This window comes from Salipiger sp. PrR002 (assembly GCF_010500775.1).
Taxonomy (GTDB): Bacteria; Pseudomonadota; Alphaproteobacteria; order Rhodobacterales; family Rhodobacteraceae; genus Salipiger.
Window position 1 is genome coordinate 101,683 of record NZ_JAAGOU010000001.1, and the last position, 23,185, is coordinate 124,867.

Annotated in this window: 19 protein-coding genes and 2 riboswitches; of the genes, 11 read left to right on the forward strand and 8 right to left on the reverse strand. The window is 67.1% G+C overall.

What is annotated here, in order from left to right; all coding sequences use genetic code 11:
• The first annotated feature begins 32 nt into the window (after positions 1 to 32).
• Together G0A00_RS00490 and G0A00_RS00495 are read left to right on the forward strand one after the other, a co-directional pair.
• A complete protein-coding gene (locus G0A00_RS00490) occupies positions 33 to 1,223 on the forward strand; it encodes an efflux RND transporter periplasmic adaptor subunit (RefSeq protein WP_164178966.1) in 1,191 nt (396 codons plus the stop codon).
• A 3-nt stretch (positions 1,224 to 1,226) separates the two neighbouring features.
• On the forward strand, positions 1,227 to 4,334 hold the full coding sequence (locus G0A00_RS00495) for a multidrug efflux RND transporter permease subunit (protein WP_164178967.1): 3,108 nt from the start codon (positions 1,227 to 1,229) through the stop codon (positions 4,332 to 4,334).
• 15 nt (positions 4,335 to 4,349) lie between these two features.
• Here the strand turns inward: G0A00_RS00495 and G0A00_RS00500 are convergent, their stop codons facing one another.
• The 5 genes from G0A00_RS00500 to G0A00_RS00520 form a co-directional block, all read right to left on the reverse strand.
• Entirely contained in the window at positions 4,350 to 4,796 is a 447-nt protein-coding gene (locus G0A00_RS00500) for a MarR family winged helix-turn-helix transcriptional regulator (RefSeq protein WP_164178968.1), read from the reverse strand.
• An 82-nt stretch (positions 4,797 to 4,878) separates the two neighbouring features.
• Complete coding sequence (locus G0A00_RS00505; RefSeq protein ID WP_164178969.1) at positions 4,879 to 5,580, reverse strand: ABC transporter ATP-binding protein; 702 nt, start codon at positions 5,578 to 5,580, stop codon at positions 4,879 to 4,881.
• Positions 5,573 to 6,343 carry an ABC transporter ATP-binding protein gene (locus G0A00_RS00510; protein WP_164178970.1) on the reverse strand — a complete coding sequence of 257 codons (771 nt, stop codon included), beginning with the start codon at positions 6,341 to 6,343 and terminating at the stop codon, positions 5,573 to 5,575. Before G0A00_RS00510 ends, G0A00_RS00505 begins: the two co-directional genes overlap by 8 nt.
• Positions 6,340 to 8,199 (reverse strand): ABC transporter permease, encoded by a 1,860-nt coding sequence (locus tag G0A00_RS00515; protein ID WP_164178971.1) that lies wholly within the window; start codon positions 8,197 to 8,199, stop codon positions 6,340 to 6,342. Before G0A00_RS00515 ends, G0A00_RS00510 begins: the two co-directional genes overlap by 4 nt.
• A 125-nt stretch (positions 8,200 to 8,324) precedes the next feature.
• Positions 8,325 to 9,548 (reverse strand): ABC transporter substrate-binding protein, encoded by a 1,224-nt coding sequence (locus tag G0A00_RS00520; RefSeq protein WP_164178972.1) that lies wholly within the window; start codon positions 9,546 to 9,548, stop codon positions 8,325 to 8,327.
• Positions 9,549 to 9,855: 307 nt separating this feature from the next.
• Between G0A00_RS00520 and fabD the strand changes: the two genes are divergently transcribed.
• The 4 genes from fabD (at position 9,856) to thiE (ending at position 14,476) form a co-directional block, all read left to right on the forward strand.
• Positions 9,856 to 10,791, forward strand: a complete 936-nt coding sequence (gene fabD, locus G0A00_RS00525) for an ACP S-malonyltransferase (protein WP_066101141.1) — start codon at positions 9,856 to 9,858, stop codon at positions 10,789 to 10,791.
• A 208-nt stretch (positions 10,792 to 10,999) separates the two neighbouring features.
• Positions 11,000 to 11,118, forward strand: a riboswitch (TPP riboswitch).
• A 129-nt stretch (positions 11,119 to 11,247) separates the two neighbouring features.
• Entirely contained in the window at positions 11,248 to 13,053 is a 1,806-nt protein-coding gene (gene thiC / locus G0A00_RS00530) for a phosphomethylpyrimidine synthase ThiC (RefSeq protein WP_164178973.1), read from the forward strand.
• The gene (gene thiM, locus G0A00_RS00535; RefSeq protein WP_164178974.1) at positions 13,050 to 13,850 is read left to right on the forward strand and encodes a hydroxyethylthiazole kinase; all 801 of its coding nucleotides are present in this window, start codon (positions 13,050 to 13,052) and stop codon (positions 13,848 to 13,850) included. Before thiC ends, thiM begins: the two co-directional genes overlap by 4 nt.
• Positions 13,847 to 14,476 carry a thiamine phosphate synthase gene (gene thiE, locus G0A00_RS00540; protein WP_164178975.1) on the forward strand — a complete coding sequence of 210 codons (630 nt, stop codon included), beginning with the start codon at positions 13,847 to 13,849 and terminating at the stop codon, positions 14,474 to 14,476. Before thiM ends, thiE begins: the two co-directional genes overlap by 4 nt.
• On the opposite strand, the gene thiD is transcribed toward thiE, so the two are convergent.
• From thiD to G0A00_RS00555, 3 genes are all read right to left on the reverse strand, one after another.
• Complete coding sequence (gene thiD / locus G0A00_RS00545; protein ID WP_235952885.1) at positions 14,473 to 15,297, reverse strand: bifunctional hydroxymethylpyrimidine kinase/phosphomethylpyrimidine kinase; 825 nt, start codon at positions 15,295 to 15,297, stop codon at positions 14,473 to 14,475. The two genes, thiE and thiD, sit on opposite strands and share 4 nt — an antisense overlap.
• A 35-nt stretch (positions 15,298 to 15,332) precedes the next feature.
• A riboswitch (TPP riboswitch) is annotated at positions 15,333 to 15,451 on the reverse strand.
• Positions 15,452 to 15,556: 105 nt separating this feature from the next.
• Positions 15,557 to 16,615: a dipeptidase gene (locus G0A00_RS00550; RefSeq protein ID WP_164178977.1), complete on the reverse strand. Its 1,059-nt coding sequence runs from the start codon at positions 16,613 to 16,615 to the stop codon at positions 15,557 to 15,559.
• Positions 16,616 to 16,639: 24 nt separating this feature from the next.
• Positions 16,640 to 18,064, reverse strand: a complete 1,425-nt coding sequence (locus tag G0A00_RS00555) for a hypothetical protein (protein ID WP_368667646.1) — start codon at positions 18,062 to 18,064, stop codon at positions 16,640 to 16,642.
• Positions 18,065 to 18,353: 289 nt separating this feature from the next.
• Between G0A00_RS00555 and phnC the strand changes: the two genes are divergently transcribed.
• The 5 genes from phnC to G0A00_RS00580 all read left to right on the forward strand — a co-directional run bounded on the left by phnC (position 18,354) and on the right by G0A00_RS00580 (position 23,053).
• Entirely contained in the window at positions 18,354 to 19,172 is an 819-nt protein-coding gene (gene phnC, locus G0A00_RS00560; RefSeq protein ID WP_164178978.1) for a phosphonate ABC transporter ATP-binding protein, read from the forward strand.
• A gap of 51 nt (positions 19,173 to 19,223) precedes the next feature.
• A complete protein-coding gene (gene phnD, locus G0A00_RS00565) occupies positions 19,224 to 20,123 on the forward strand; it encodes a phosphonate ABC transporter substrate-binding protein (protein WP_164178979.1) in 900 nt (299 codons plus the stop codon).
• 130 nt (positions 20,124 to 20,253) lie between these two features.
• Positions 20,254 to 21,120 carry a phosphonate ABC transporter, permease protein PhnE gene (gene phnE, locus G0A00_RS00570; protein WP_235952887.1) on the forward strand — a complete coding sequence of 289 codons (867 nt, stop codon included), beginning with the start codon at positions 20,254 to 20,256 and terminating at the stop codon, positions 21,118 to 21,120.
• 1 nt (position 21,121) lies between these two features.
• Positions 21,122 to 22,432: a phosphonate ABC transporter, permease protein PhnE gene (gene phnE, locus G0A00_RS00575; RefSeq protein ID WP_164178980.1), complete on the forward strand. Its 1,311-nt coding sequence runs from the start codon at positions 21,122 to 21,124 to the stop codon at positions 22,430 to 22,432.
• The gene (locus G0A00_RS00580) at positions 22,433 to 23,053 is read left to right on the forward strand and encodes a chloramphenicol acetyltransferase (protein ID WP_164178981.1); all 621 of its coding nucleotides are present in this window, start codon (positions 22,433 to 22,435) and stop codon (positions 23,051 to 23,053) included.
• Positions 23,054 to 23,185: the final 132 nt, after the last annotated feature.

The following is a 23,185-nucleotide window of genomic DNA, read 5'->3' on the forward strand; positions in this document are numbered from 1 at the left end:
CCACCCCGGACCAACGATAGAAGGAGACGACGATGGCGACATGCCGGACCACCTGCTTGCCATGGGCATTCGCCACCGCTTTTGCGCTGATCCTGCCGATCAATACACTTCACGCGCAGCAAGCCGCCCGTGAGGTCGGGGTGATCACGCTCGAGACGGCCGAGGTTCCCTATTCGGTGACGCTGCCGGGGCGGTCCACCGCCTTCGAAGAAGTGGCGATCCGCCCGCGCGTCGATGGGGTCATCTCGGAAATCCTCTACGAGCCGGGCACCGACGTGAAAAAGGGCGACGTGCTCTTTCGCATCGACGGCGACACCTATCAGGCCGATGTGGCGGCGGCAGAGGCGGATGTGGCGGGCGCCGAGGCGGCGCTGCGCAGCGCCGAAGCGACGCTCACGCGCTACCAAAAACTGGTCGGCACCGGGGTGACGGCGGCGGATGTGGACACGGCCGAGGTTGACGTGATGCAGGCCAAGGCGACGCTCAGCGCGGCGCAGGCGGCTCTGGAACTGGCCGGGCTCGATCTCGACCGCACCGAGATCGCCAGCCCGATCAACGGCATCGCGGTGTTGCCCGAGGTGTCTGTTGGCGATCTGGTCACCGCCAATCAGTCGGACGAGTTGACCACCGTGACGCGGATCGACCCGATCTATGTCGACGTGCAGGAATCCATCACGCGCATCCAGCAGACCCGCGCGCGGCTCGATCAGGGCTCGCTCAATCGCGGCGAGCGGATCGAAGCAGAGCTGGAACTGGAAAACGGCGCGATGTTCGAAGGGCAGGGCACTTTCGTCTCGCCGCCGGTCAGCGTGTCGACCACCACCGGCACTTCGGTGGTGCGCCTGCGCTTTGACAACCCGCGCCGGGGCATCCTGCCGGGGCAGTTCCTGCGCGTGAAGCTGACCTTCGGCACCACGCCCGCCGTTCTGGTGCCGCAGAACGCCACCTCGCGCGCCTCTGACGGCACGCTGACCGCCTTCGTCTATCAGGACGGCACGGCGGTGAAACGCACGCTCACCTACGATGGCAGCTACAACAACGCATGGATGGTGAACGAAGGCGTCGAGGCCGGAGAGCAGCTGATCGTCGACGGTCTGCGCAACCTGCAGAACGGCGCGCCTGTTACCCCGGTCGAGGTGGCGATCTCGGAGACCGGCGTGGTCACCCGCAGCGATGGCGAGGCCGAAAGCTTCGGCGGCGCCCCCTCGGAGAACGAGGGCTGATCCATGGGTAACTTCTTTATTGCGCGCCCGGTTTTCGCCTGGGTGCTGGCGATCCTCACCATGCTGGGCGGCGCGCTTGCCGTGGTCACCCTGCCGGTCAGCCAATATCCCGACATCGCGCCCACCTCGGTGCGCATCTCTGCCACCTACACCGGCGCCACCGCCGAGGCGGTGCAGAACTCGGTCACCCGCGAGATCGAAGACGCGATGACCGGCCTCGACGGCATGCTCTACATGACCTCCAGTTCGTCGCAGGGGCGCGCGTCGATCGAAATCATCTTCGACGAGAGCGTCGATCCGGTGGACGCGCAGAACGACGTGCAGTCCAAGGTCAGTCAGGTCGAGGGGCGTCTGCCGAACGCCGTGCAGAGCCAGGGCGTGACCGTCTCGCGCTCGTCCTCGTCGATCCTGATGGTTGGCGCGCTGGTCGACCCCACCGGCACCTACAGCACGCTGGAGCTGGGCGACATCATGTCGACCACCGTCGAAGGGCCGATAGAGCGGCTCGAAGGGGTGGGCGGTGTGCAGAGCTTCGGCTCGGGCTACGCCATGCGCATCTGGCTCGATCCGCTGTCGCTGGCGCGCTACCAACTGACCGCCTCGGATGTGACCAGCGCGGTCTCGGCGCAGAACTCGACGGTCTCGGTGGGCTCGCTGGGCGATCAGCCCACAACCCGCGGCCAGCAGTTCACCGCCACGATCACCGCCCAAAGTCAGCTGACCACGGTGGAAGAGTTCAACTCCATCCTGCTGCGCTCGTCCGAAGAGGGCGGCGTGGTGCGGCTGGGCGACGTGGCCCGTGTCGAGATCGGACAAGAGAGCTATGGCAGCGACTCGCGGTTCAACGGGCTGAACTCTTCGGGCTTCGGGGTGAACCTCGAGACCGGCGCCAACGCCGTGGACACCGCAGCACGGGTGCGCGCGCAGCTCGACACGCTGAGCAGCGCGCTGCCCGAGGGGGTGGAGTTCCGCACCGCCTATGACACCTCGCCGTTTGTCGAGCTGTCGATCGAGCAGGTCTATCACACGCTTTTCGAGGCGATTGTGCTGGTGCTCGCGGTGCTGATGATCTTCTTGCAAAGCTGGCGCGCCACGCTGGTGCCGCTGATCGCCGTTCCGGTGGTGCTGCTGGGCACGTTCGGCGTGCTGATGGCGACCGGCTACACGATCAACACGCTGACCATGTTCGCCATGGTGCTCGCCATCGGCCTGCTGGTGGATGACGCCATCGTGGTCGTCGAAAACGTCGAGCGTCTGATGGAGGAAGAAAAGCTCTCGGCCTATGAGGCGACCAAACGCTCGATGAGCCAGATCACCAGCGCCCTTGTGGGGATCAACGTGGTGCTTGCGGCGGTCTTCCTGCCCATGGCCTTCTTTGGCGGCTCGACCGGGGTGATCTACCGGCAGTTCTCGATCACCATGGTGGCGGCGATGGCGCTGTCGCTGGTGATGGCGATCATCCTCTCGCCGCCGATGTCGGCGCGGCTGCTGAAGCCCGCGCATGGCCCGGCGAAATTCCCCCCGGCGCGCTGGTTCAACACCGGCCTTGCCAAGGTGACCGAGGGCTATGGCCGCGCCGTTGCATGGTCGCTGAAAATGCCCGCGCTGGTGCTGCTGGTGCTGGCAGGGTCTCTGGGCGGCGCGTGGCTGGTCAATGAGCGGCTCACCTCCTCGTTCATCCCGACCGAGGATCAAGGCGTGCTGATGACCATCATCAACCTCACCGAAGGCGCCACCACGCAGCAGACGCGGGCGACGCTGGAACAGGTCGAGGACTATTTGCTCAATCAGGAAGGCGAGGCGGTGGAAAGCACCTTTGCCTCGCTCGGCTTCGGGTTTGGCGGCTCTGGTCAGAACCGCGCGATGGTCTTCGTCAAACTGCGCGACTTCGAAGAGCGCGAGGGCAACCCCGAGCTTTCGGCCAGCGCCGTGGCGGCGCGTGCCACCGCCGCTTTCGCCTCGAGCCGCGCCGGGCAGATCATGGTGATGCAGCCGCCGGCAATTCGCGGGCTCGGCAACACCGGGGGCTTTTCCTTCTACCTCGTCGATCAGGCCGGCAATGGCATCGAGTCCCTTCAGGACGCCGCAGACGCGCTGGAGACAGAAGCCGCCGCGCGGCCAGAGATCGCCAACGTGCGGGTCTCGGGCACCGAGGACGAAAGCGCGCTGCGAATCCAGATCGACCGCGAGAAGGCCGAGAGCTTTGGCCTCACGCTGTCAGAGATCAACTCGATGCTCTCGGTGATCTTCTCGGGCAGCGAGGTGAATGATTTCATCATGGGCTCGGAACTGCGGCCAGTGATCGTGCAGGCGGATGCCGAGCACCGCATGCAGCCGGACAACATCATGGATTGGTACGCCAAGAACTCGGATGGCGAGATGGTGCCGTTCTCGGCCTTCATGACCACTAAGTGGGAGCCGGTGGCGCCGCGTCTGCAGCGCTATTCGGCAACCTCGGCCATCGAAGTTTCCGGCTCGCCCGCGGCGGGCGTCAGTTCCGGCACCGCTATGGAGGTGATGCAGGAACTGGTGAGCGACATGGACGGCGGCTACGCGCTGGCATGGACTGGCCTGTCGTATCAGGAGCAGCAGTCGGGCGCGCAGGCGCCGCTGCTCTACGCGATCTCGGGGCTGGTGGTCTTCCTTGCGCTGGCGGCGCTCTATGAGAGCTGGGCGATCCCCTTCTCGGTGATGCTGTCGGTGCCGGTGGGGCTGTTGGGCGCGCTGCTCGCGGCCTATCTCTTTGGCCAGTCGAACGACGTCTACTTCAAGGTCGGCATCCTGACGACGATCGGTCTTTCGGCACGCAACGCCATCCTCATCGTCGAGTTCGCCGAAGACCTGCGCGGGCAGGGCCGCAGCATCGCGCAGGCGGCGCAAGAGGCGGCGCAGCTGCGGCTGCGGCCGATCCTGATGACCGCGCTGACCTTCATCCTCGGGGTGGTGCCACTGGCCACCGCCAGCGGGGCCGGGGCGGCGGCGCAGAACGCCATCGGCACCGGGGTGATCGGCGGCATGCTGGCCTCGACGGTGATCGGCATCTTCCTTGTGCCGGGGTTCTACGTGCTGGTGATGCGTCTGGTACGAAAGGTCAGCGGCGGCACGGCCTAAGGCGCCGCGCGGGCGTCAGACGATTTTCTGCAGCAGGCGGATCAACGTCTCACGCTCGCGCGCCCGCAGCGGCGACAGGGTTTCGGCGGTGACGGCAAGCACACCCGCGACGGTGGTCTCGACCATCGCCTGTCCGGCATCGGTCAACGACACCAACTGCCGGCGCTTGTCCTTGGGATCGCGCTCGGTGTGCAAGAGGCCGCGCGTGCTCAGCCGGTCGACCACGCCTTTGGTGGTCGCGCCATCCATGGCGACGGACCGGCCCAGAAAGTTCTGCGACATCGGCCCCATTTCGGCCAGCCGGTGCATCACCGAAAACTGCATCGGGGTCAGCGCGCCGTCGATCTTGTCCGAGAAGATCGTGCAGTTGCGCTGGTAGGCGCGGCGCAGCAGATAGCCCACCTGCTCGTCGAGGTGATAGTCCTGCGTCGTGCTGCGGGCGGTATTGGAGATATCGGCCAAGCGCAAAGTCCTCCGGTCCTTCCAGACCTAAGGCGCGGAGGCGGCAGCGGCAATCGTGATTGGCGCTATTTGGCGTCAATGCCTAGACCGAAAGATAGGCGTCGCGGATTTCTGGCTGTTTTTCGAGCGTTTCGAAGCTGCCGTCGAACTTCTTCTGCCCGGACTCGAGGATGATCGCTCGGTCCGCGACGGCGCGGGCGAAATGCAGGTTCTGCTCGGAGATGAGCACCGTCAGCCCCTGCGATTTCAGCGCCGCGATGCTGCGCGCCATCTGCTCGACAATCACCGGGGCGATGCCCTCGGAGGGCTCGTCGAGCAGCAGCAGCGCCGGATTGCCCATGAGGGTGCGGGCGATGCTCAGCATCTGCTGCTCGCCGCCCGACATCTGCTTGCCGCGGTTGTTGCGGCGCTCGGCGAGGTTGGGGAAAAGCTCGAACAGCTGCTCGACGGTCCAATGCGGCGCGCCCTCGCGCCAGGGCTGGCGCCCGACCTCGAGATTCTCCAGAACCGTCAGATCGGTGAACACGCGCCGGTCCTCGGGCACATAGCCGAGCCCGGCCTTGGCGACCCGATAGGCGGGCAGCCCGACCAACTCGCGCCCCTCGAAGCGCACCGAGCCATGTCGCGGGCGCAGCAGTTGCATCACCGATTTCATCGTGGTGGATTTGCCCGCCCCGTTGCGCCCCAGAAGCGCCACCACCTCGCCTCGCTGCACCGCAAAGCTCAGATCGCTGAGGATATGCGCCTTGCCGTAGAAGCTGTGGATGCCTTTGACCTCAAGCATCCTGCGCCTCCTTGAACAGCGTCCCGCCGCCCAGATAGACCTCTTGCACCTTGGGATCGCGGCGCACCTCTTCGGCGCTGCCGTCAGCGATCAGCTGGCCCCGGTTCAGCACCATGATGTGATGGGCATGGGCAAAGACCACATCCATGTCGTGCTCGGTGAACAGCACCGACAGCCCCTCGTCGCGCACGATGTCCGCGACCAGCTGCATCAGCTCGATCCGCGCCGAGGGAGCCATGCCCGCCGTCGGCTCATCCATCAGCAGAAGGCGGGGGCGGTGGCAGAGCGCAATGGCCAGCTCCAGCCGCTTGAGATCGCCATAGGCCAGCACCGAGCAGGGGCGGTCGGCCTGATCTTCGAGCGAAACCGTGCGCAGGAATTCCAGCGCCTCGTCGCGATAGAGCTTCCACGCCCGCGCTCCGAAAGAGAAGATGCGCCCATGATGGCTGATCAGCGCCATCTGCACGTTCTCGATGACGCTCATAGACCGGTACGTCCCGGTGATCTGGAACGTCCGCCCCACGCCCTTGCGCCAGATGTCGCGCGGACGCTGCCCGGTGATCCGCGCGCCGCCGAGATAGACCTCGCCCGCGGTGGGCCGGAGCTGCCCGGAGAGCATGTTGAAGCAGGTGGATTTGCCCGCGCCATTGGGGCCGATCAGTGCTTTCAGCTCGCCCTGCCGCACAGAAAAGGAAACATCTTCGACCGCAAGGAAGCCGTCGTAGCTTTTGCGCAGGTGCTCAGCGCGGAGAATTTCGGTCATCGGCGCTGCTCCTCGTCGCTGTGGCGCAGACGGCCTGCCAGCCTGCGCAGGGTGCCGACGATGCCCTCGGGCATCAGGATGACCACGGCGATGATCACCAGCCCCAGCAGCAGCCGCCAGTACTCAAGCCGGGTGAGCCAGTGCTCGACCGTGGTCATGAAGCTGGCGCCCACCACACCGCCCGCGAGCGTCTTTACCCCGCCGAGAAAGACCACGATCAGCGCGTCGAAACTCTTGGCGATCTCAAGCTCGGTGGGAAACACCGATCCCTTGGAGAAGACGAAGATCCCGCCCGCAAGCCCCGCCATCATACCGGCCAGCGCGAAGGCCACCAGCTGCACCCGCTTGACGTTTATCCCCATGGCCTCGGCCTGCCGCGGGCTGTCGCGCCCGGCGCGCAGCGCGTAGCCAAAGGGCGCATGGATGATATGGCGCAGGGTGAGGATGCCGCCCACGCCAAAGGCGAGCGTGAAGTAGTAATAGGGCAGCGTGCCGTTCAGCCAGTCCGCTGGCCAGATGTTGATCAGCCCGTCGTCGCCGCGCGTGACGCTGCGCCACTGGAAGGCCAGAGACCAGACAAGCTGGCTGAAGGCGAGCGTCAACATGGCGAAATAAACCCCAGAAAGGCGGATGCAGAACCAACCGATGCCGAGCGCCAGCAGCCCCGCGGCCAGCGGCGCGAAGAGAAAGGCCAGTTCCATCGGGGTGTCTGTGTGGTAGACCAGCAGCGCCGCGGCATAGGCCCCGCCGCCGAAGAAGGCCGCATGCCCGAAGCTCACCAGCCCGCCAGAGCCGAGGATGAAATGCAGGCTGGCGGCGAAGAGCGCGAAGACCACGATGTCGATCACCAGCACCATCAGGAACTGGTCGGCAAAGAGCGGCAGCGTGGCGAGGGCTGCGAGCAGGGCGGCGGTGAGCGCGATGCCGACAGGGCCATAGGGGCGGATGGGCGTCTCGGGCGCGCCGACCTGCCCGTGCTCGCCCGCCACCTCCTCGCGGCCCAGCAGACCATAGGGGCGGATGATCAGCACCACCGCCATGACCACGAACATCAGCACTAGCGTCGATTGCGGCAGGTAGGTCACCCCGAAGACCCCCAGCACCGAGATCAGTACCGAGGCGATGAAGGCCCCCGGCAGGCTGCCCATGCCGCCGATCACCACCACCACGAAGACCGCGCCGATGATGTTGAAATCCATCAGCAGATCGGCCCCGCCCTTGGGCAGTTGCAGCGCGCCGCCCCAGCCCGCCAGCGCCGAGCCGAGCGCAAAGACCCCGGTGAAGAGCCACGCCTGATTGACCCCCAGCGCGCCGACCATCTCGCGGTCCTGCGTCGCGGCGCGCACGAGGATGCCCAGCCGGGTGCGGGTGATTAGATACCACAGCGCCAGCAGGATGACCGGCGTGAGCGCGATCAGAACGATGTCATACTTGGGCACCGGCTCGCCGAAGATGCGCCAGACCCCGCGCAGCCCCGGCGCGCGCGGGCCGAGCCGGTCTTCGGCACCCCAGATCATCAGCGCCAGATCCTGAATGACGAGGATCACCCCAAAGGTGGCCACAAGCTGAAAGAGCTCTGGCGCGCGGTAGACGCGGCGCAGCACGATCACTTCGACCAGCGCGCCGATCAGCCCCACCGCGAGCCCGGTCAGTACGATCGCCCCCCAAAAGCCGACCGCGCCGGGCAGCACCTCCATCAGGGTCACGCCGATGAAGGCCCCGAGCATGTAGAAGGACCCATGCGCGAAATTCACGATCCGCGTGACGCCAAAGATCAGCGACAGCCCTGAGGCCACGAGAAACAGCGCCGCGGCATTGGCGAGGCCAGTCAGGAACTGGGCGAGGAAGAAGGCCATGGTGGGGAAGGCTCGGATGGGGGAAGGGGGCGGGGCGCTGCCCCTCTTGGCCTTACGGCCAATTCACCCCGGAGTATTTGCGGAAAGATGAAAGGGGGAGGCTGCGCGGCCTCCCCCGAAGCGCCTCAGTCGGCGGGGCGCATTTTGCGGATATCTTCGTCCGAGGGCATGTAGGATGTGGGGTCCTTGTAGGACCAGTCCACCATCACGCCTTCGCCCGCATCGTTCAGCGCCGTGGTGCCGGTGAAGGCGCCCAAGGTCGATTGGTTGTCGAGCGCGCGGTAGTGCAACGGCCCGATCGGCGTGTCGGGAATGTCGAGCCCCTCGAAAGCTTCGCGGATCGCCTCGGTCTCGGTGCTGCCCGCGCGTTCGATGGCGGCGGCGACCGAGAGCGCGGTCAGATAGCCGACGTTGCTGCCGTTCTTCGGCGTTTCGCCGAACATTTCCTCGTAGGCCGCGACGAAAGCACCGCCGGGCGTGTCGGCGGCGAAATCGTACCAAGGGTAGCCGGTGACGAACCAGCCTTCGGGGGCTTCCTCGCCAAGCGGCTCGAAATACTCCGGCTCGCCGGTCAGCAGCCCGTAGACGTCGCGCCCGTCGAAGAGGCCGCGGTCGGTGCCCTGACGGACGAATTTGGCCAGATCGGTGCCGAAGGTGACGTTGTAGATCGCGTCGGGCTTGGCGCGCTCCAGCGCCTGTACCTCGGCGCCGGCGTCGATCTTGAACAGCGCGGGCCATTGCTCGGCGACGAACTCCACCTCGGGCTTGAGCCGCTTGAGGTTTGCCTTGAAGGCCTCGACCGCCTCGGTGCCATAGGCGTAATTCGGCGCGATGGTGGCATAGCGGATGGCGTCGGTGGTTGCCGCCTGCTCGGCCAGCATCGCCGCCTGCACCCATGTCGAGGTGCGCAGTCGGAAGGTGTAGGGATTGCCCGAGCTCCAGACCAGAGTGTCCGCCAGCGGCTCGGAGGCGAGATAGACATGCTGCTTCTCGGCGGCGTAGGAGCTGAGCGCGAGCCCGACGTTGCTGAGGATCGTGCCGGTGAGCATCACCGTGCCGTCGCGGGTCATCAGTTCTTCGGCGATGCGCACCGCCTCGGCGGGATCGCCCTGATCGTCGCGAAAGACGAACTCCAGAGGACGGCCCAGCACGCCGCCTCGCGCATTGATTTCGCTGACCGCCAGTTCGATGCCCTTGCGGTAGGGCTCGGCGAAGGCTGCAAGGCGCTTGTAGTGGTTGATGTCGCCGATCTTGATCGGGGCATCCGTGCTGTCCTGGGCGAGCGCGGCGGCCGGGATCAGCGCCAGCGCGGCGGCGGTGGCGAGAACGGTGCGTCGAAGCAGGGTCATTGCGGCGTCTTTCTCCTGTTGCGCGGCGCGGGGGGCAGGCCGCTGCGACCCTCTTACGCCGGAACGTCGCCTCTTACCAAGGTGCTGTGCGGGAGTTTTCGGTGGGCGCCACTGCCGGGGGCGCTGCCCCCGCCGCGCCGGGGCGCTGCCCCCGCCGCGCCGGGGCGCGGCTCCCCCGGCGTATTTTTGAAGAGAAGAAGCCTATGGGGGCGCTCAGCGGGGGCGTTGCGCGACGGGGCGCTTGGCGCTAGGACTGCGCGCCAAAGCGCGCCAGAACCCGACCGCGCGAGCCTTAGGAGAGACGATCATGACGCGAGCCTTCATCTTCCCCGGTCAGGGGGCGCAGACCATCGGCATGGGCAAGGCGCTGGCCGAGGCCTATCCGGCGGCGAAAGCCGTGTTCGACGAGGTGGACGCGGCGCTGGGCGAGAGCCTCTCGTCGCTGATCTGGGACGGCGACATCGAGACGCTCACCCTCACCGAAAACGCCCAGCCCGCGCTGATGGCGACCTCGCTGGCGGCCATGCGCGCGCTCGAGGCAGAGGGCATCGAGATCGGGGCGGCCAGCTTCGTCGCGGGTCACTCGCTGGGCGAATATTCGGCGCTGACCGCCGCAGGCGCGCTGAGCGTCGGCGATGCGGCCAAATTGCTGCGCACCCGTGGCAAGGCCATGCAGCAGGCGGTGCCGGTGGGTCAGGGCGCCATGGCGGCGCTGCTGGGCCTCGATCTGGCCACCGCCCGCGCCGTCGCAGAAGAGGCCGCGCAAGGCGAGGTCTGTGCCGCGGCCAACGACAACGACCCGTCGCAGGTGGTGATCTCGGGCGACAAGGCGGCGGTCGAACGCGCCGTGGAGATCGCCAAGGAGAAGGGTGCCAAACGCGCGCTGCTGCTGCCGGTGAGCGCCCCCTTTCACTGCGCACTGATGGCCCCCGCCGCCGAGGTCATGGCCGAAGCGCTGGAGCAGGTGGATATCACCGCGCCCAAAGTGCCGCTGGTGGCCAATGTGATCGCCGAGGCCGTGACCGATCCCGCCCGCATCCGCGCGCTGCTGGTCGAGCAGGTCACCGGCTCGGTGCGCTGGCGCGAGTCGGTCGAGTATATGGTCGCGCAGGGCGCGGATGAGTTCTGGGAGATTGGCGCGGGCAAGGCGCTCTCGGGCATGGTGAAGCGCATCCACCGCCCGGCCACGCTGCGCAACATCGGCGCGCCCGACGACGTGAAGGCCGCGCTCGAAGCGGTCTGAGGTACGCCTCAGCTCTGCCAAAAGAAAACAGGGGCGGTGCCATGCGGCGCCGCCCTTCGTGCATTCCGGGCGTGTGCATGCTGGGCGCGACCAGCGCCTTTCATTGTTCCACAAATACGCCTCCGACCGCCTTCGCCTTCGCCTTCGCCCGCGCTCCGCCGGGCCGAGGCCGCACCTTGACGCCCGACCCGACTCGCCGCAGGGTGGCGCCACTCACCCGGGGGGTCCCGACAAGGGGCTGAGATTCTGCTGGCGTCCGCGCAGCGCAGTGACCCGACGAACCTGATCCAGTTCATACTGGCGTAGGGATGGTGCACTGGCGTTGCCGGGGGCTCTGCGCCCCGGTTCTTGCGGATAGGACAAGCGGGGCAGACCCGCGCCTTGGCCGCAGCAATGTCACCCCATTCACGCACCGGAACTGGGTCTCCACCGCTTTGAGCTTGGAGGCTCCGACCGATGAAAGACCTGACCCCAACAGTCACCTGCGGGCCGCTGCCCGCTTCGCGCCGCGTCTGGCACAAGGGCACGCTGCACCCGCAGATCCGCGTGCCCATGCGCGAGATCGACCTGCATCCGTCCGCCGGTGAGCCGCCGGTCACCGTCTATGACAGCTCCGGCCCCTATACCGATCCCGGTGCCGAGATCGCCATCGACCGCGGTCTGCCGCGCCTGCGCGAGGGCTGGGTTCGCACCCGCGCCGACACCGAAAGCTACGATGGCCGCCACGTGAAGCCCGAGGACAACGGCTTTGCCGAAGGCGCGCGTCTGGTGCCCGAGTTTCCGGTCCGCCACGCGCCGCGCCGGGGCAAGGACGGCAAAGCGGTCACCCAGATGGCCTATGCCCGCGCCGGGATCGTCACGCCGGAGATGGAGTTCGTCGCCATCCGCGAGAACCTCGGGCGCAAGGCCGCCAAGGCGCAGCTGGAACGGGACGGGCAGGATTGGGGCGCGTCGATCCCCGACCATGTGACGCCGGAGTTCGTGCGCGATGAGATCGCCCGGGGCCGCGCCATCATCCCCGCCAACATCAACCACCCCGAGCTTGAGCCGATGATCATCGGGCGCAACTTTCTGGTGAAGATCAACGCCAATATCGGCAACTCGGCGGTGACCTCCTCGATGGCTGAGGAGGTCGAGAAGATGGTCTGGGCGACGCGCTGGGGCGCCGACACGGTCATGGACCTGTCGACCGGGCGCAACATCCACAACATCCGCGACTGGATCTTGCGCAACGCGCCGGTGCCCATCGGCACGGTGCCGCTCTATCAGGCGCTGGAGAAGGTCGGCGGCCTCGCCGAAGACCTGACGTGGGAGGTGTTCCGCGACACGCTGATCGAGCAGGCCGAGCAGGGGGTGGATTACTTCACCATCCACGCGGGCGTGCGGCTGCACATGATCCCGATGACGGTGAACCGGGTGACCGGGATCGTCAGCCGCGGCGGCTCGATCATGGCCAAATGGTGCCTGCACCACCACCGCGAGAGCTTTCTTTACGAGCATTTCGAGGAGATCTGCGAGATCGCGCGGGCCTATGACGTGTCCTTATCGCTGGGTGACGGGCTGCGCCCCGGATCTATCGCCGACGCCAACGATCAGGCGCAGTTCGCCGAGCTGGAAACGCTGGGCGAGCTGACGCAGGTGGCGTGGAAGCACGAGTGTCAGGTGATGATCGAGGGGCCGGGCCATGTGGCCATGCACAAGATCAAGGCCAATATGGACAAACAGCTGGAGACCTGCGGCGAGGCACCGTTCTACACGCTCGGGCCGCTCACCACGGATATCGCGCCGGGTTATGACCACATCACCAGCGGCATCGGGGCTGCGATGATCGGTTGGTTCGGCACGGCGATGCTGTGCTACGTGACGCCCAAGGAGCACCTCGGCCTGCCGGACCGCGACGATGTAAAGACCGGGGTGATCACCTACAAGATCGCCGCCCATGCCGCCGATCTCGCCAAGGGCCACCCGGCGGCGCAGATCCGCGACGATGCGCTTTCGCGTGCGCGGTTCGAGTTCCGCTGGGAGGATCAGTTCAACCTCGCGCTCGATCCCGACACGGCGCGGTCCATGCATGACGAGACCCTGCCCAAGGAGGCGCATAAGGTGGCGCATTTCTGCTCTATGTGCGGGCCGAAGTTCTGCTCGATGCGGATCAGCCACGACATCCGCGCCGAGGCCCAGAAAGAGGGCATGGCGAAGATGGCCGAGAAATTCCGCGAGGGCGGCGCGCTTTATCTGCCGCTGAAGGAGGATGAGGCATGACCGCTGGCGCGCTGCTGAAGGAGATGCGCGGCACCAACCCGCTGGTGCAATGCATCACAAACTACGTGGCGATGAACATCGCCGCGAACGTACTGCTGGCGGCGGGGGCCTCGCCGGCCATGGTCTCGGACGCCGAGGAGGCGGGCGAGTTCGCCAGCATCGCCCATGCGCTGACGGTCAATATCGGCACTTTGTCGGAGCCCTTCGTCGAGGGGATGCGCGCGGCCATCGCCGGGGCGCAGGCGGCGGGCAAGCCTTGGGTGCTTGATCCGGTGGCCTGTCAGGCGACCGGGCTGCGGCGGCGGGTCTCGGCCGAACTGCTGGCGCTGAAGCCGACGGTGGTGCGGGGCAATGCCTCCGAGATCCTCTCGCTCACCGGAGAGGTCAGTCGCGGGCAGGGCGTCGACGGGCGCGACGGGGTGGAGGCCGCAGAAGCGGCCGCCCGTGCGCTGGCGCGGCAGACCGGCGGCGTGGTGGCGGTGACCGGGGCGGTGGATTTCGTCACCGACGGTAGCCGTGCCGTGCGGATCGGCGGTGGCTCGCCGTGGATGCCGCTGAACACCGCGCTTGGCTGTTCGCTCACCGGCCTCTGCGGGGCTTACGTGGGGCTCGGCGGCGACCCGTTCGAGGCGACCGTCGCGGCGCTCTCGCATTATGCCGTCGCCGGGAGCCACGCGCATGAGGGCGCCGCGGGGCCGGGCAGTTTCGCGCCCCGCTTCCTCGACGGGCTGCATGCGCTGACGCCCGAGGCGCTGGACGCCGGGGCCGATCTGCGGGTGCTGGAAGATGCCGCATGAGGCGCTTTGACCTGTCGGTCTATCTGGTGCTCGATCCCGGCCTCTGCGCCGGGATCGGCATGGTGGAAACGGCGCGTCTTGCGGTGCAGGGCGGCGCCACCATAGTGCAACTGCGCGACAAGGACGGCGGCACCGCGAGAGTGATCGAGACCGGGCGGGCGCTGAAGGCGGCGCTGGCGGGCTCGGGCGCGCTGCTCATCGTCAATGACGACGTCGAGGCCGCGCGGGTGATCGGTGCGGACGGGCTGCACGTGGGGCAGGGCGATATGACCCCCGCCGAAGCGCGGGCGCGCGTCGGCCCGGAGATGCTGCTGGGGCTCTCGGTGGAAAGCCCGGACCTGGCGCGGGCGGCCCCTCCTGCGCTGGTGGACTATGTGGGGGCCGGGCCGGTCTTTGCCACCCCCACCAAGCCCGACCACAAGCAGCCCGTGGGCTGGGACGGGCTGGCGGCGCAGGTGGCGGCGTGCCCGGTGCCCGCGGTGGCCATCGGCGGGCTGAAAGCGCATCATGCCGCGCCGGCGAAAAAGGCGGGAGCGCAGGGCCTTGCCGTGGTCTCTGCGATCTGCGGCCAGCCGGATCCTGCGGTTGCGGCGCGGGAGATTGCCCGCGCCTGGGCCGCGGCCTAGGTCCACATCTCGTGAAAATGGTGCAGCGGCCCATGGCCGCCGCCCACCTCCAGCCGGTCCGACGCGGCCAGCGCGCCTTGCAGGTAGCGCTTCGCCTCATCCACCGCCTCGGGCAGCGTCTTGCGTGGCAGCAGCGCGGCGATCGCGGCAGAGAGCGTGCAGCCAGTGCCGTGGTCGTTCTTGGTGGCGATGCGCGGCGCGCTGTAGCTGCGGGTCTGTCCTTGCCACCACAGAAGATCGGTGCTTTCGGGGCTGCCGGTCAGATGGCCGCCCTTGAGCAGCACCGCCTCTGGTCCCATGGCGGCCAGCGCAGGCAGTTCCTTGGCCATCTCCTCGGCGCTCCAGCCCGCACCGCGCGAGAGCAGCACGGCGGCCTCGGGCAGATTGGGGGTGATCAGCGTTGCCAGCGGCACCAGATCTTCGCGCAGCGCCGCCACCGCCTCGGGGTCGAGCAGCGCGTCGCCGCTCTTGGCCACCATCACCGGATCGAACACGATGTTGCGCGCGCCATGGGCCCGCAGCCGCTTGGCCACGGCGCGGATGATCCCGGCGTTGGCGACCATGCCGATCTTCACCGCGTCGACCCGCACATCGTCGAAGACCGCGTCGATCTGCGCCGCGACGAACTCTGGCGGCAGCGCCTCCACCGCCCGCACCCCGCGGGTGTTCTGCGCGACCACGGCGGTGATCACGCTCATGCCATAGGCACGGTTGGCGCTGAAGGCCTTGAGATCGGCCTGAATCCCCGCACCGCCTGAGGGGTCGGTGCCCGCGATCGTCAGCACGTTGGGGATGCGGGAGATTATGTCGGGGGTGTTCAAGGGCGCGGCCTCCATAAATGAGGCCGGCGAGGGCATGCGGTCAGCTCCACCTGTCCCTTCGCCGGCATGATCCGGATCAGGTTCAAAGGGTCACTGCGCCGCACGCATGCCAGCAGTATCTCAGCCCCTTGCCGGGACCCCCCTAGGTGTGGAGGACCCTAGCAGATGCGGCCGGGTGCGAAAGCCCAAAGGCTGCAGAGAGCCGGGGGCGCTGCCCCCGGACCCCCGGGATATTTGCGTCTAGACGAAGGGGCGGGCGTTATGCGCCCCAGGTTTTGCGCAGCACGCGCAGCCAGTTGCCGGAGCAGAGCTTGTCCATCAGCGCGGCGTCGAAGCCATGGGCGGTCATGGCGGCGCGCAGATTGGGCAGACCGGCGATGTCGGTGATGCCCTCGGGCACCGTTGCACCGTCGAAATCCGAGCCGAAGCCGACGCCGTCCTCGCCCAGTTTCTCGATCAGATGGTCGAAGTGGCGCAGCACCACGTCGAGGCTGCACGAGGGATCCATCCGCCCGTCGGGGCGCAGGAAGGCCGAGGCGAAGTTGACGCCGACCATACCGTTGCTCTCGGCGATCATCGCAAGCTGGCGGTCGGTGAGGTTGCGCGCGTGCGGGGTGATCGCATAGGCGTTGGAATGGGTGGCGACCAGCGGCGCATCGGTCAGCGCGGCCACATCGTCGACGCCCTTTTCGTTGAGATGCGACAGATCGATCATGATCTTGAGATCATTGCATTCCTTGACCAGCCGCTTGCCCGCCTCGGTCAGCCCGTCGCCGGTATCCGGCGTCGAGGGGAAGCGGAAGGGCACGCCGTTGCCAAAGATCGTCGGGCGCGACCAGACCGGGCCGAGCGAGCGCAGCCCACGGGCGTGCAGCTCGTGCAGTTCGCTCAGGTCCGGGCCGATCGCTTCGGCGCCCTCGATATGCAGCACAGCGGCCATCTTGGGGCCGGTCAGCGCGACCTCGATCTCGGCGGCGGTGGTGCAGGGGGTGATGGCGCCCGCCTCGGCCAGCGCCTCGAAGGCCTCGACCCCCTTCCACGTGGTCTCCAGCGCCTCGGCATGGGGGATCATCTCGGGCAGCGGCAGGTCGTATTGCGGCTGCGCCATCGCGTCCATGTCGTCGCCCGACTTCGAGGGGCTGGGCACGAAGACCGCGAAAAAGCCGCCGCCGAACCCGCCCGAGCGCGCGCGCGGCAGGTCGATATGGCCGCTGCTCAGCCCGCCGACCACGTCGCTGGCGCTGACGGCCCCGCGCAGCAGGCGCAGCAGCAGATCGTTGTGGCCGTCAAAGATGGGCGGGGTCTGGGCAAGGCTCATGGCGGAACTTTCGCGAGTTGGAGGTCAGAGAATGAGATAGCCGAGGGCAAGCACCCATGCCGACAGCAGAAGCAGCATGCAGATCATATAGCTGCCGTTCCAGCGCAGACCGACGTGGCGGGCGCTGACGTTGCCGAAACGTCCCACCAGCAGCGTGGTGGCGGTGAAGGGCGAACTGATGCCCCCCAAGGCCCAGCCCGCGGTGATCGACACCACGATGGCCTCGGGCGCGACGCCAAGCTCGGAGGCGGCGGGCACCAGCGGCGCGATCAGCGTCACGGCGAGAATGGGGTTCATGCCAAGCTGGCCAAGCAGCGGGATGATCCAGACGAAGCTGACCAGCACCAGCGCGGGCGGCAGGTCTTCGGGATGAAACCCCGAGGCCTTGACCAGCGGCGCGAGCAGCGGCGCGCCGACGGTGCCGATGAAACCGGCCATCATCAGCAGCGTCACCTCGCCGCGATAGGCGGGCAGTTCGGTGAAGGCGAAGGTGCGGGCGCGCTCGCGCAGCGGCGGATTGCCCTCGCGCTTTTGCAGCAGTGCCCATGCGGCGGCCATGCAGGGCACCACCAGCAGCACCAGCGCGATGATGCGCAGGCCGGTGAGGCTTTGCAGGATCAGCACCGAGACCACCAGCAGACCCAGCAGGATCAGCAGCGGTGCCATCAGCGCCCAGCTGCCCTCGGGCGCTGCGCGGGGCGCGGGCGGATGCGACAGCTTCGGTTTGAAGATCGTGTCGAGCGCCCAGCCGGTCAGGGTGATCAGCGCCGAGGTGCCGATTGCGGGCAGCACCACAGAGCCCCAGCTGGTGCCCGGGATCAGCGCGGTGGTGATCGCGATGGAAAAGGACATGGGCGACCACGGCAGCGAGGCGACGAAACCGCGCTGGATCGCCAGCAGCATGCGGCGGGTGCGATGGGTGCGGATTTCCTCGTCGGGCTCATCCGCCGCCGCGGCGGTGGCGAGGCTGCCGAGCAGCGCGATGGCCCCGTAGTTGAGCAGCAAGGCGAAGGCCTGCCCGCCAAGCGTGAGCGCCAGATAGCGCCGCCCCGGCGGCTGCAGCGCGAGGAAATTGCCCGCCGCACGGATCGAACTGGCCTGCTGCGCCGCGCTGCGCAGCGTGGCAAGCGCGGCAAAGAAGGCGGCGATGAACCCGGCGGAGTGGAAGGCGTTCAGCAGCACCGGCTGCCAGCCCTCGACACGCCAGACCAGCGCGAGGCTGAGCACGATGGCGAGCGCCACGAAGAACTGCCGTCCCGGCGCGACCTGCGTCGCCAGCAGCGCCACCACCAGCGTCACGGCGGGAACCAGCGCGTAGTCGAGCCCGGAGGAGGCGAGATGCCATTCCTTGAGGATGAGCAGACAGGTGATCAGGATCAGCAGGGCGCCGATCAGACGGTCGGTCAGGCTCGGAGGGGACGCAGGGGTCTTCGGTAGGCTTATGGGCACGTGTGCGGTCCAGTCTCGGGCGGGCTTTAGTACGGACATAGACCATTGTTGCTGCCACAGGGCAATGCCGCGCGCCGCATAGCTGCTCCGCGTATGGCGACGTGGCTGCGGCGAGGCTGCGGCGTGGCTGGGGCGCTGTGCGGCGCAATCAGGCGTGGAACTTCCGGCATTGCCGCCAGATGCGCGGCGTCAAGAAAGCTTCACGGAACCGACACGGAACTGAGTCCGAAGCGTCACAGCCTCGATACGGTGCCGGGCCAGACATCGCTCCGGACAGTCTGGGGGAACCATGCTCACCGTCGAGAATTTGACGAAGCGCTTCGGCGCGAACACCGCTGTGGACAACGCGAGCTTTACCGTCGACCGGCCGATGATGATCGGCATCATCGGGCGCTCGGGCGCGGGCAAATCGACCTTCCTGCGGATGATGAACCGGCTGACCGATGCGACCGAGGGGCGTCTGCTGTTCGAGGGCCGCGACGTGCTGCAACTCAAGGGCGGGGAAAAGCGCCTGTGGCAGTCGGACTGCGCGATGATCTTCCAGCAGTTCAACCTCGTGCCGCGCATGGATGTGGTGTCGAACGTGCTGCACGGCACGCTGGCGCGGCGCAGCACGCTGTCGACCATGTTCAACCTCTACCCGCGCGAGGACGTGCACCGCGCCATCGACATTCTCGAGCGGCTCGGCATCGCCGCCCATGCCGCCAAACGCGCCGAGGCGCTTTCGGGTGGTCAGCAGCAGCGCGTCGCCATTGCGCGCGCCCTGATGCAGGACCCCAAGGTGATCCTTGCCGACGAGCCCATTGCCTCGCTCGACCCGATGAACGCCCAGCTGGTTATGGACAGCCTGCGCCGCATCCACGAGGAAGACGGCCGCATGGTGATCGCCAACCTGCACACGCTGGATACGGCGCGGCGCTATTGCGACCGGGTCATCGGCATGCGCGACGGGCGGATCGTCTTTGACGGCACCCCGGCGCAGCTGACCACCGGGGTCGCGCGCGACATCTACGGCGCTGGCGCCGATTTTTCGGAAAACGCCACCTCCACCGAAATCCGCGACCCGGTGGTCGCGGCGGAAATCCGGGCTGCGGAAGTCGCGGTCTGATCACCAGGGGCCCATCGGGACGGGTCCAATTCCTTATATGAGGGACAGAAGATGAAGAAACTGATCGCAGCCGCTCTGGCCAGCACCGTGCTCGTGGGCGCAGCCCAAGCGCAGGAAATCTCCGAGTTCCGTCTCGGCATCCTCGGCGGCGAGAACGCCCAGGACCGTCTGGCCTCGAACCAGTGCTACGCCGAGAAAATCGCCGCGGCGCTTGGCGTCGAGGTGAAGATCTTCACCCCCGCCGACTACAACGGCGTGATGCAGGGCCTGCTGGGCGGCACCATCGACGCGGCATGGATGGGCGCCTCCTCCTACGCCGGCACCTATATCGCCGACCCCGAAGCGGTCGAGCCGGTTCTGGTCAAGCAGAACGCTGACGGCTCCATCGGCTACTATTCGATCGGCTTTGCCCGCGCCGACAGCGGCGTGACCTCGCTCGACGACCTGAAGGGCAAGGAATTTGGCTTCGGTGATCCGAACTCGACCTCGGGCTACCTGATCCCCTCGATCGAGATCGCCGACGCGGGCTACTCGATGGAGCCGGGCGATTACTTCAAGGATGTCGTCTTCACCGGTGGCCACGAGCAGACCATCGTCGCGGTCAACAACGGCGACGTTGACGCGGGCGTGACCTGGGCCGACGGTCAGGGCAACTGGGAAGACGGCTACAACTCGGGCGCGCTGCGCAAGGCGGTGGACGCGGGCCTCGTCGACATGAACGATCTGGTGCAGATCTGGCAGTCGAACGTGATCCCCGAAGGCCCCTTCGTGATGCGCAAGGCGCTGCCGCAGTCGGTCAAGGACAGCGTCACCGAGCTGACCGCCAACCTCTGGGAAGAAGACCCCGATTGCGCCTACGGCGTGGCGGCGGGCGATGCCAAGGATTTCATCCCGGTGACCCACAAAGAGTATGAGTCGATCGTCGCGGCCCGCCGCTCGAAGATCAACTGATCGCAGACCACCTGAGGGGCCCCGCCGATGCGCGGGGTCCCTTTACGTTTCCCGGACCGCTGCCGCCCGACTGTGCCGCCCCAGACGGGGCGAGGCCGGGCCAGGCGCGGGCCAGCCGCAGGACCGCCGCATGACCCAGTTCCCCGACGCCCCCCATGATCCGCGCGCCAATTACCTCGCGCTGATGGCCCGCAAGCGCCTTTACGGCGGGCTGACGCTTGCGATCTTCGCGCTGCTGATGATCTCGGGCTTCACGCTGGCCGACAGCCGCAACGCGGGCGGCTTCTGGGACGGGCTGCCGCAAATCTTTGACTTTCCCGCCGACGTCCTGCGCGACACGCTGCCCAAACTCGACCGGCTGCCGGGGCACCTTGTCGAATATTTCCCGGCGCTGGTGGAGACGATCAACATTGCCGCCTGCTCGACGCTGATCGGGGCCGCGGCGGCGATGATCCTGTCGCTGCTCTCGACCCGCGGGCTGGCGCGCTGGCCGCGACTGATCCCGGTCTGCCGTCGCGTCATGGATATCCTGCGCGCGGTGCCCGAGATCGTCGTCGCGCTGGTGCTGATTTTCGTGCTGGGCGGCGGGCCGGTGCCCGCGATGATCGCCATCGCGCTGCACACCGCCGGGGCGCTTGGCAAGCTCTTCTCCGAGGTCAATGAGAACGCCGACCTCAAGCCCGTTGAAGGGCTCTCGTCGGTGGGCGCAAGCTGGCTGCAGCGCATGTGGCTGGGCGTGGTGCCGCAGGTGGCGCCGAATTACTTCAGCTACGCGCTTTTGCGCTTCGAGATCAACATTCGCGCCTCGGCCATTCTCGGTTTCGTCGGCGCAGGCGGCATCGGCTACGAGCTGCGCAACGCCATGGCCTGGGGGCAGGGGCGTTTCGACGAGGCCGCCGCCATTTTCATCCTGCTGTTCGCGACCATCGTCGTCTTTGACCAACTGTCGAGCCATGTGCGCAACGCCATGATTTCGTCCAAGAAAGGAGGCCACTGAGATGGCCGACGCCGCGCTCTACGCCTCCGCCGACCGGCAGTTCACCCGCAAGCGGCTGGTCTCCTTCGGCCTGCCCTTGGTGGTGCTGGCCTATCTCACCTATATTTTCTTCGCCTTTGACATCGCCGGCCTGTCGGAGCGCGCGCGCTGGGACAACGCCCGCACGCTGCTGTCGGACATCTGGAGCTACAAGACTCATGTCACGCGCGACAACCGCAGCGGCGGCGTCGCGGTGGCGATCGAGGGCGAGCGCAAGGGCGAATACCCCGAAGGCAAGGGGCCCGACTGGGTGGTCCCGCAGCCCGATGGCAGCACGCGCGTGATGCTCAAGGACGGGCAGGAGGTGATCCTGCTGCCGGGAAATGGCTTCCGCTGGGAGGTGCCGGGCTATGGTCTGATCGAAGCGCATCTCGAAGGGCGCACATTGGTGAGCAACCTTCCCGAGGAAGGGCTGCCCGACTGGGTTTCCGCCTCGTCCTCGCGCCTGCAGGTCACCGCCGATGGCGCGCGGGTGGCGCTGACCCGTTCGAAAACCGAGCTTTTCCGCTATTTCCCGGGCTGGGAGCTGTTCTTCTTCACCCTCGACAGCCCCTATCACGGGCATGGTCTGCCAGAGATCCTCTTTGGTGCGCAGATCGACCCGGCACGCGGCAATCTCGCCGGTGCGTGGCAGGATTTCTGGGGCAATGATATGTGGCGCCACGCCGATGTGGCTTGGGCGCTGTTCGAGACGATCCTGATGGCCTTTCTGGGCACCATGGGGGCGGCGATCGTGGCGCTGCCGCTGGCTTTCCTGTCGGCCAAGAACTTTGCGCCGCTGGCGGCGGTGCGCTTTGCCATGCGCCGGGTGTTCGATTTCCTGCGCGGGGTGGATGGGCTGATCTGGACCATCGTGCTCAGCCGCGCCTTTGGGCCCGGGCCGATGACCGGAGCGCTGGCGATCCTGCTGACCGACACCGGCAGCTTCGGCAAGCTCTTCTCGGAGGCGCTGGAAAATGTCGACGGCAAGCAGATGGAAGGCGTCGCTTCGACCGGCGCCAAGCCACTGCAACGCTACCGTTTCGGGGTGATCCCGCAGATCGTTCCGGTGCTGATCAGCCAAATCCTCTACTATCTGGAGTCGAACACCCGCTCGGCCACCATCATCGGCGCGATCACCGGCGGCGGCATCGGGCTTTTGCTGACGCAGGCGATGATCACCCAGAAGGATTGGGAAGAGGTGAGCTATTACATCATCCTCGTGGTGCTGATGGTCATGGCGATGGACAGCGCTTCGGGCTGGCTGCGCCGCAAGCTGATCAAGGGGCTCTGAATGGCCCGTCTCGGGCTTGAGCCCTTCATCCACCCCGATTGCGAGATCACCGCGAGTGAGTTTGGCGCCTATGTGGAGATCGGGCGCGGCTCGCGGCTGAACCACGTGCAGATGGGCGATTATTCCTACTGCGACCGTTATGCGGATATCGCCAATTGCACGGTGGACAAGTTCGCCAATATCGCCAGCTTCAGCCGCATCGGGCCGACGGATCACCCGATGCAGAACGCCTCGCTGCACCACTTTCTCTATCGTTCCGGCGACTATTGGGGCAATGCGGGGCGGGACGAAGCCTTCTTCGAGGCCCGCCACGCCCGCCGCGCCCATATCGGCCATGACACATGGATCGGTCATGGGGCAGTGGTGCGGCCCGAGGTGACGGTGGGCCATGGCGCGGTCGTCGCCTCTTCGGCGGTGGTGACCAAGGATGTGGCGCCCTACACGATCGTCGCGGGCGTGCCCGCGCAGCCGCTGCGCGCGCGCTACGCGCCGAAGGTCGCCGAGCGGATGATGGCGCTGGCATGGTGGGACTGGCCGCATGAGGTGCTGCGCGCCCGGCTTGAGGATTTCCGGCAACTGCCCGCCGAGGCATTTCTGGAAAAATATGAAGGCGCGAACTGAGCGGGCGGGCAGCGCGCGCGGCCGGGTCCTTTGGCCACCGCGGCGCGGTGCCTGGGTAGCCGGATTGAAAGGGCCAATCCTCGGCAATTTCGATGCCTGCGCCACAGCGTATTCGCATTGTGCGCGGCGGCT

Excerpts from the sequence above, each read along its gene's own strand:
- G0A00_RS00490 (WP_164178966.1), top strand. The coding sequence starts at position 33 with ATGGCGACATGCCGGACCACCTGCTTGCCATGGGCATTCGCCACCGCT.
- G0A00_RS00495 (WP_164178967.1), top strand. The coding sequence starts at position 1,227 with ATGGGTAACTTCTTTATTGCGCGCCCGGTTTTCGCCTGGGTGCTGGCG.
- G0A00_RS00505 (WP_164178969.1), bottom strand. The coding sequence starts at position 5,580 with ATGCTTGAGGTCAAAGGCATCCACAGCTTCTACGGCAAGGCGCATATC.
- G0A00_RS00510 (WP_164178970.1), bottom strand. The coding sequence starts at position 6,343 with ATGACCGAAATTCTCCGCGCTGAGCACCTGCGCAAAAGCTACGACGGC.
- G0A00_RS00515 (WP_164178971.1), bottom strand. The coding sequence starts at position 8,199 with ATGGCCTTCTTCCTCGCCCAGTTCCTGACTGGCCTCGCCAATGCCGCG.
- G0A00_RS00520 (WP_164178972.1), bottom strand. The coding sequence starts at position 9,548 with ATGACCCTGCTTCGACGCACCGTTCTCGCCACCGCCGCCGCGCTGGCG.
- fabD (WP_066101141.1), top strand. The coding sequence starts at position 9,856 with ATGACGCGAGCCTTCATCTTCCCCGGTCAGGGGGCGCAGACCATCGGC.
- thiC (WP_164178973.1), top strand. The coding sequence starts at position 11,248 with ATGAAAGACCTGACCCCAACAGTCACCTGCGGGCCGCTGCCCGCTTCG.
- thiM (WP_164178974.1), top strand. The coding sequence starts at position 13,050 with ATGACCGCTGGCGCGCTGCTGAAGGAGATGCGCGGCACCAACCCGCTG.
- thiE (WP_164178975.1), top strand. The coding sequence starts at position 13,847 with ATGAGGCGCTTTGACCTGTCGGTCTATCTGGTGCTCGATCCCGGCCTC.
- G0A00_RS00550 (WP_164178977.1), bottom strand. The coding sequence starts at position 16,615 with ATGAGCCTTGCCCAGACCCCGCCCATCTTTGACGGCCACAACGATCTG.
- phnC (WP_164178978.1), top strand. The coding sequence starts at position 18,354 with ATGCTCACCGTCGAGAATTTGACGAAGCGCTTCGGCGCGAACACCGCT.
- phnD (WP_164178979.1), top strand. The coding sequence starts at position 19,224 with ATGAAGAAACTGATCGCAGCCGCTCTGGCCAGCACCGTGCTCGTGGGC.
- phnE (WP_235952887.1), top strand. The coding sequence starts at position 20,254 with ATGACCCAGTTCCCCGACGCCCCCCATGATCCGCGCGCCAATTACCTC.
- phnE (WP_164178980.1), top strand. The coding sequence starts at position 21,122 with ATGGCCGACGCCGCGCTCTACGCCTCCGCCGACCGGCAGTTCACCCGC.
- G0A00_RS00580 (WP_164178981.1), top strand. The coding sequence starts at position 22,433 with ATGGCCCGTCTCGGGCTTGAGCCCTTCATCCACCCCGATTGCGAGATC.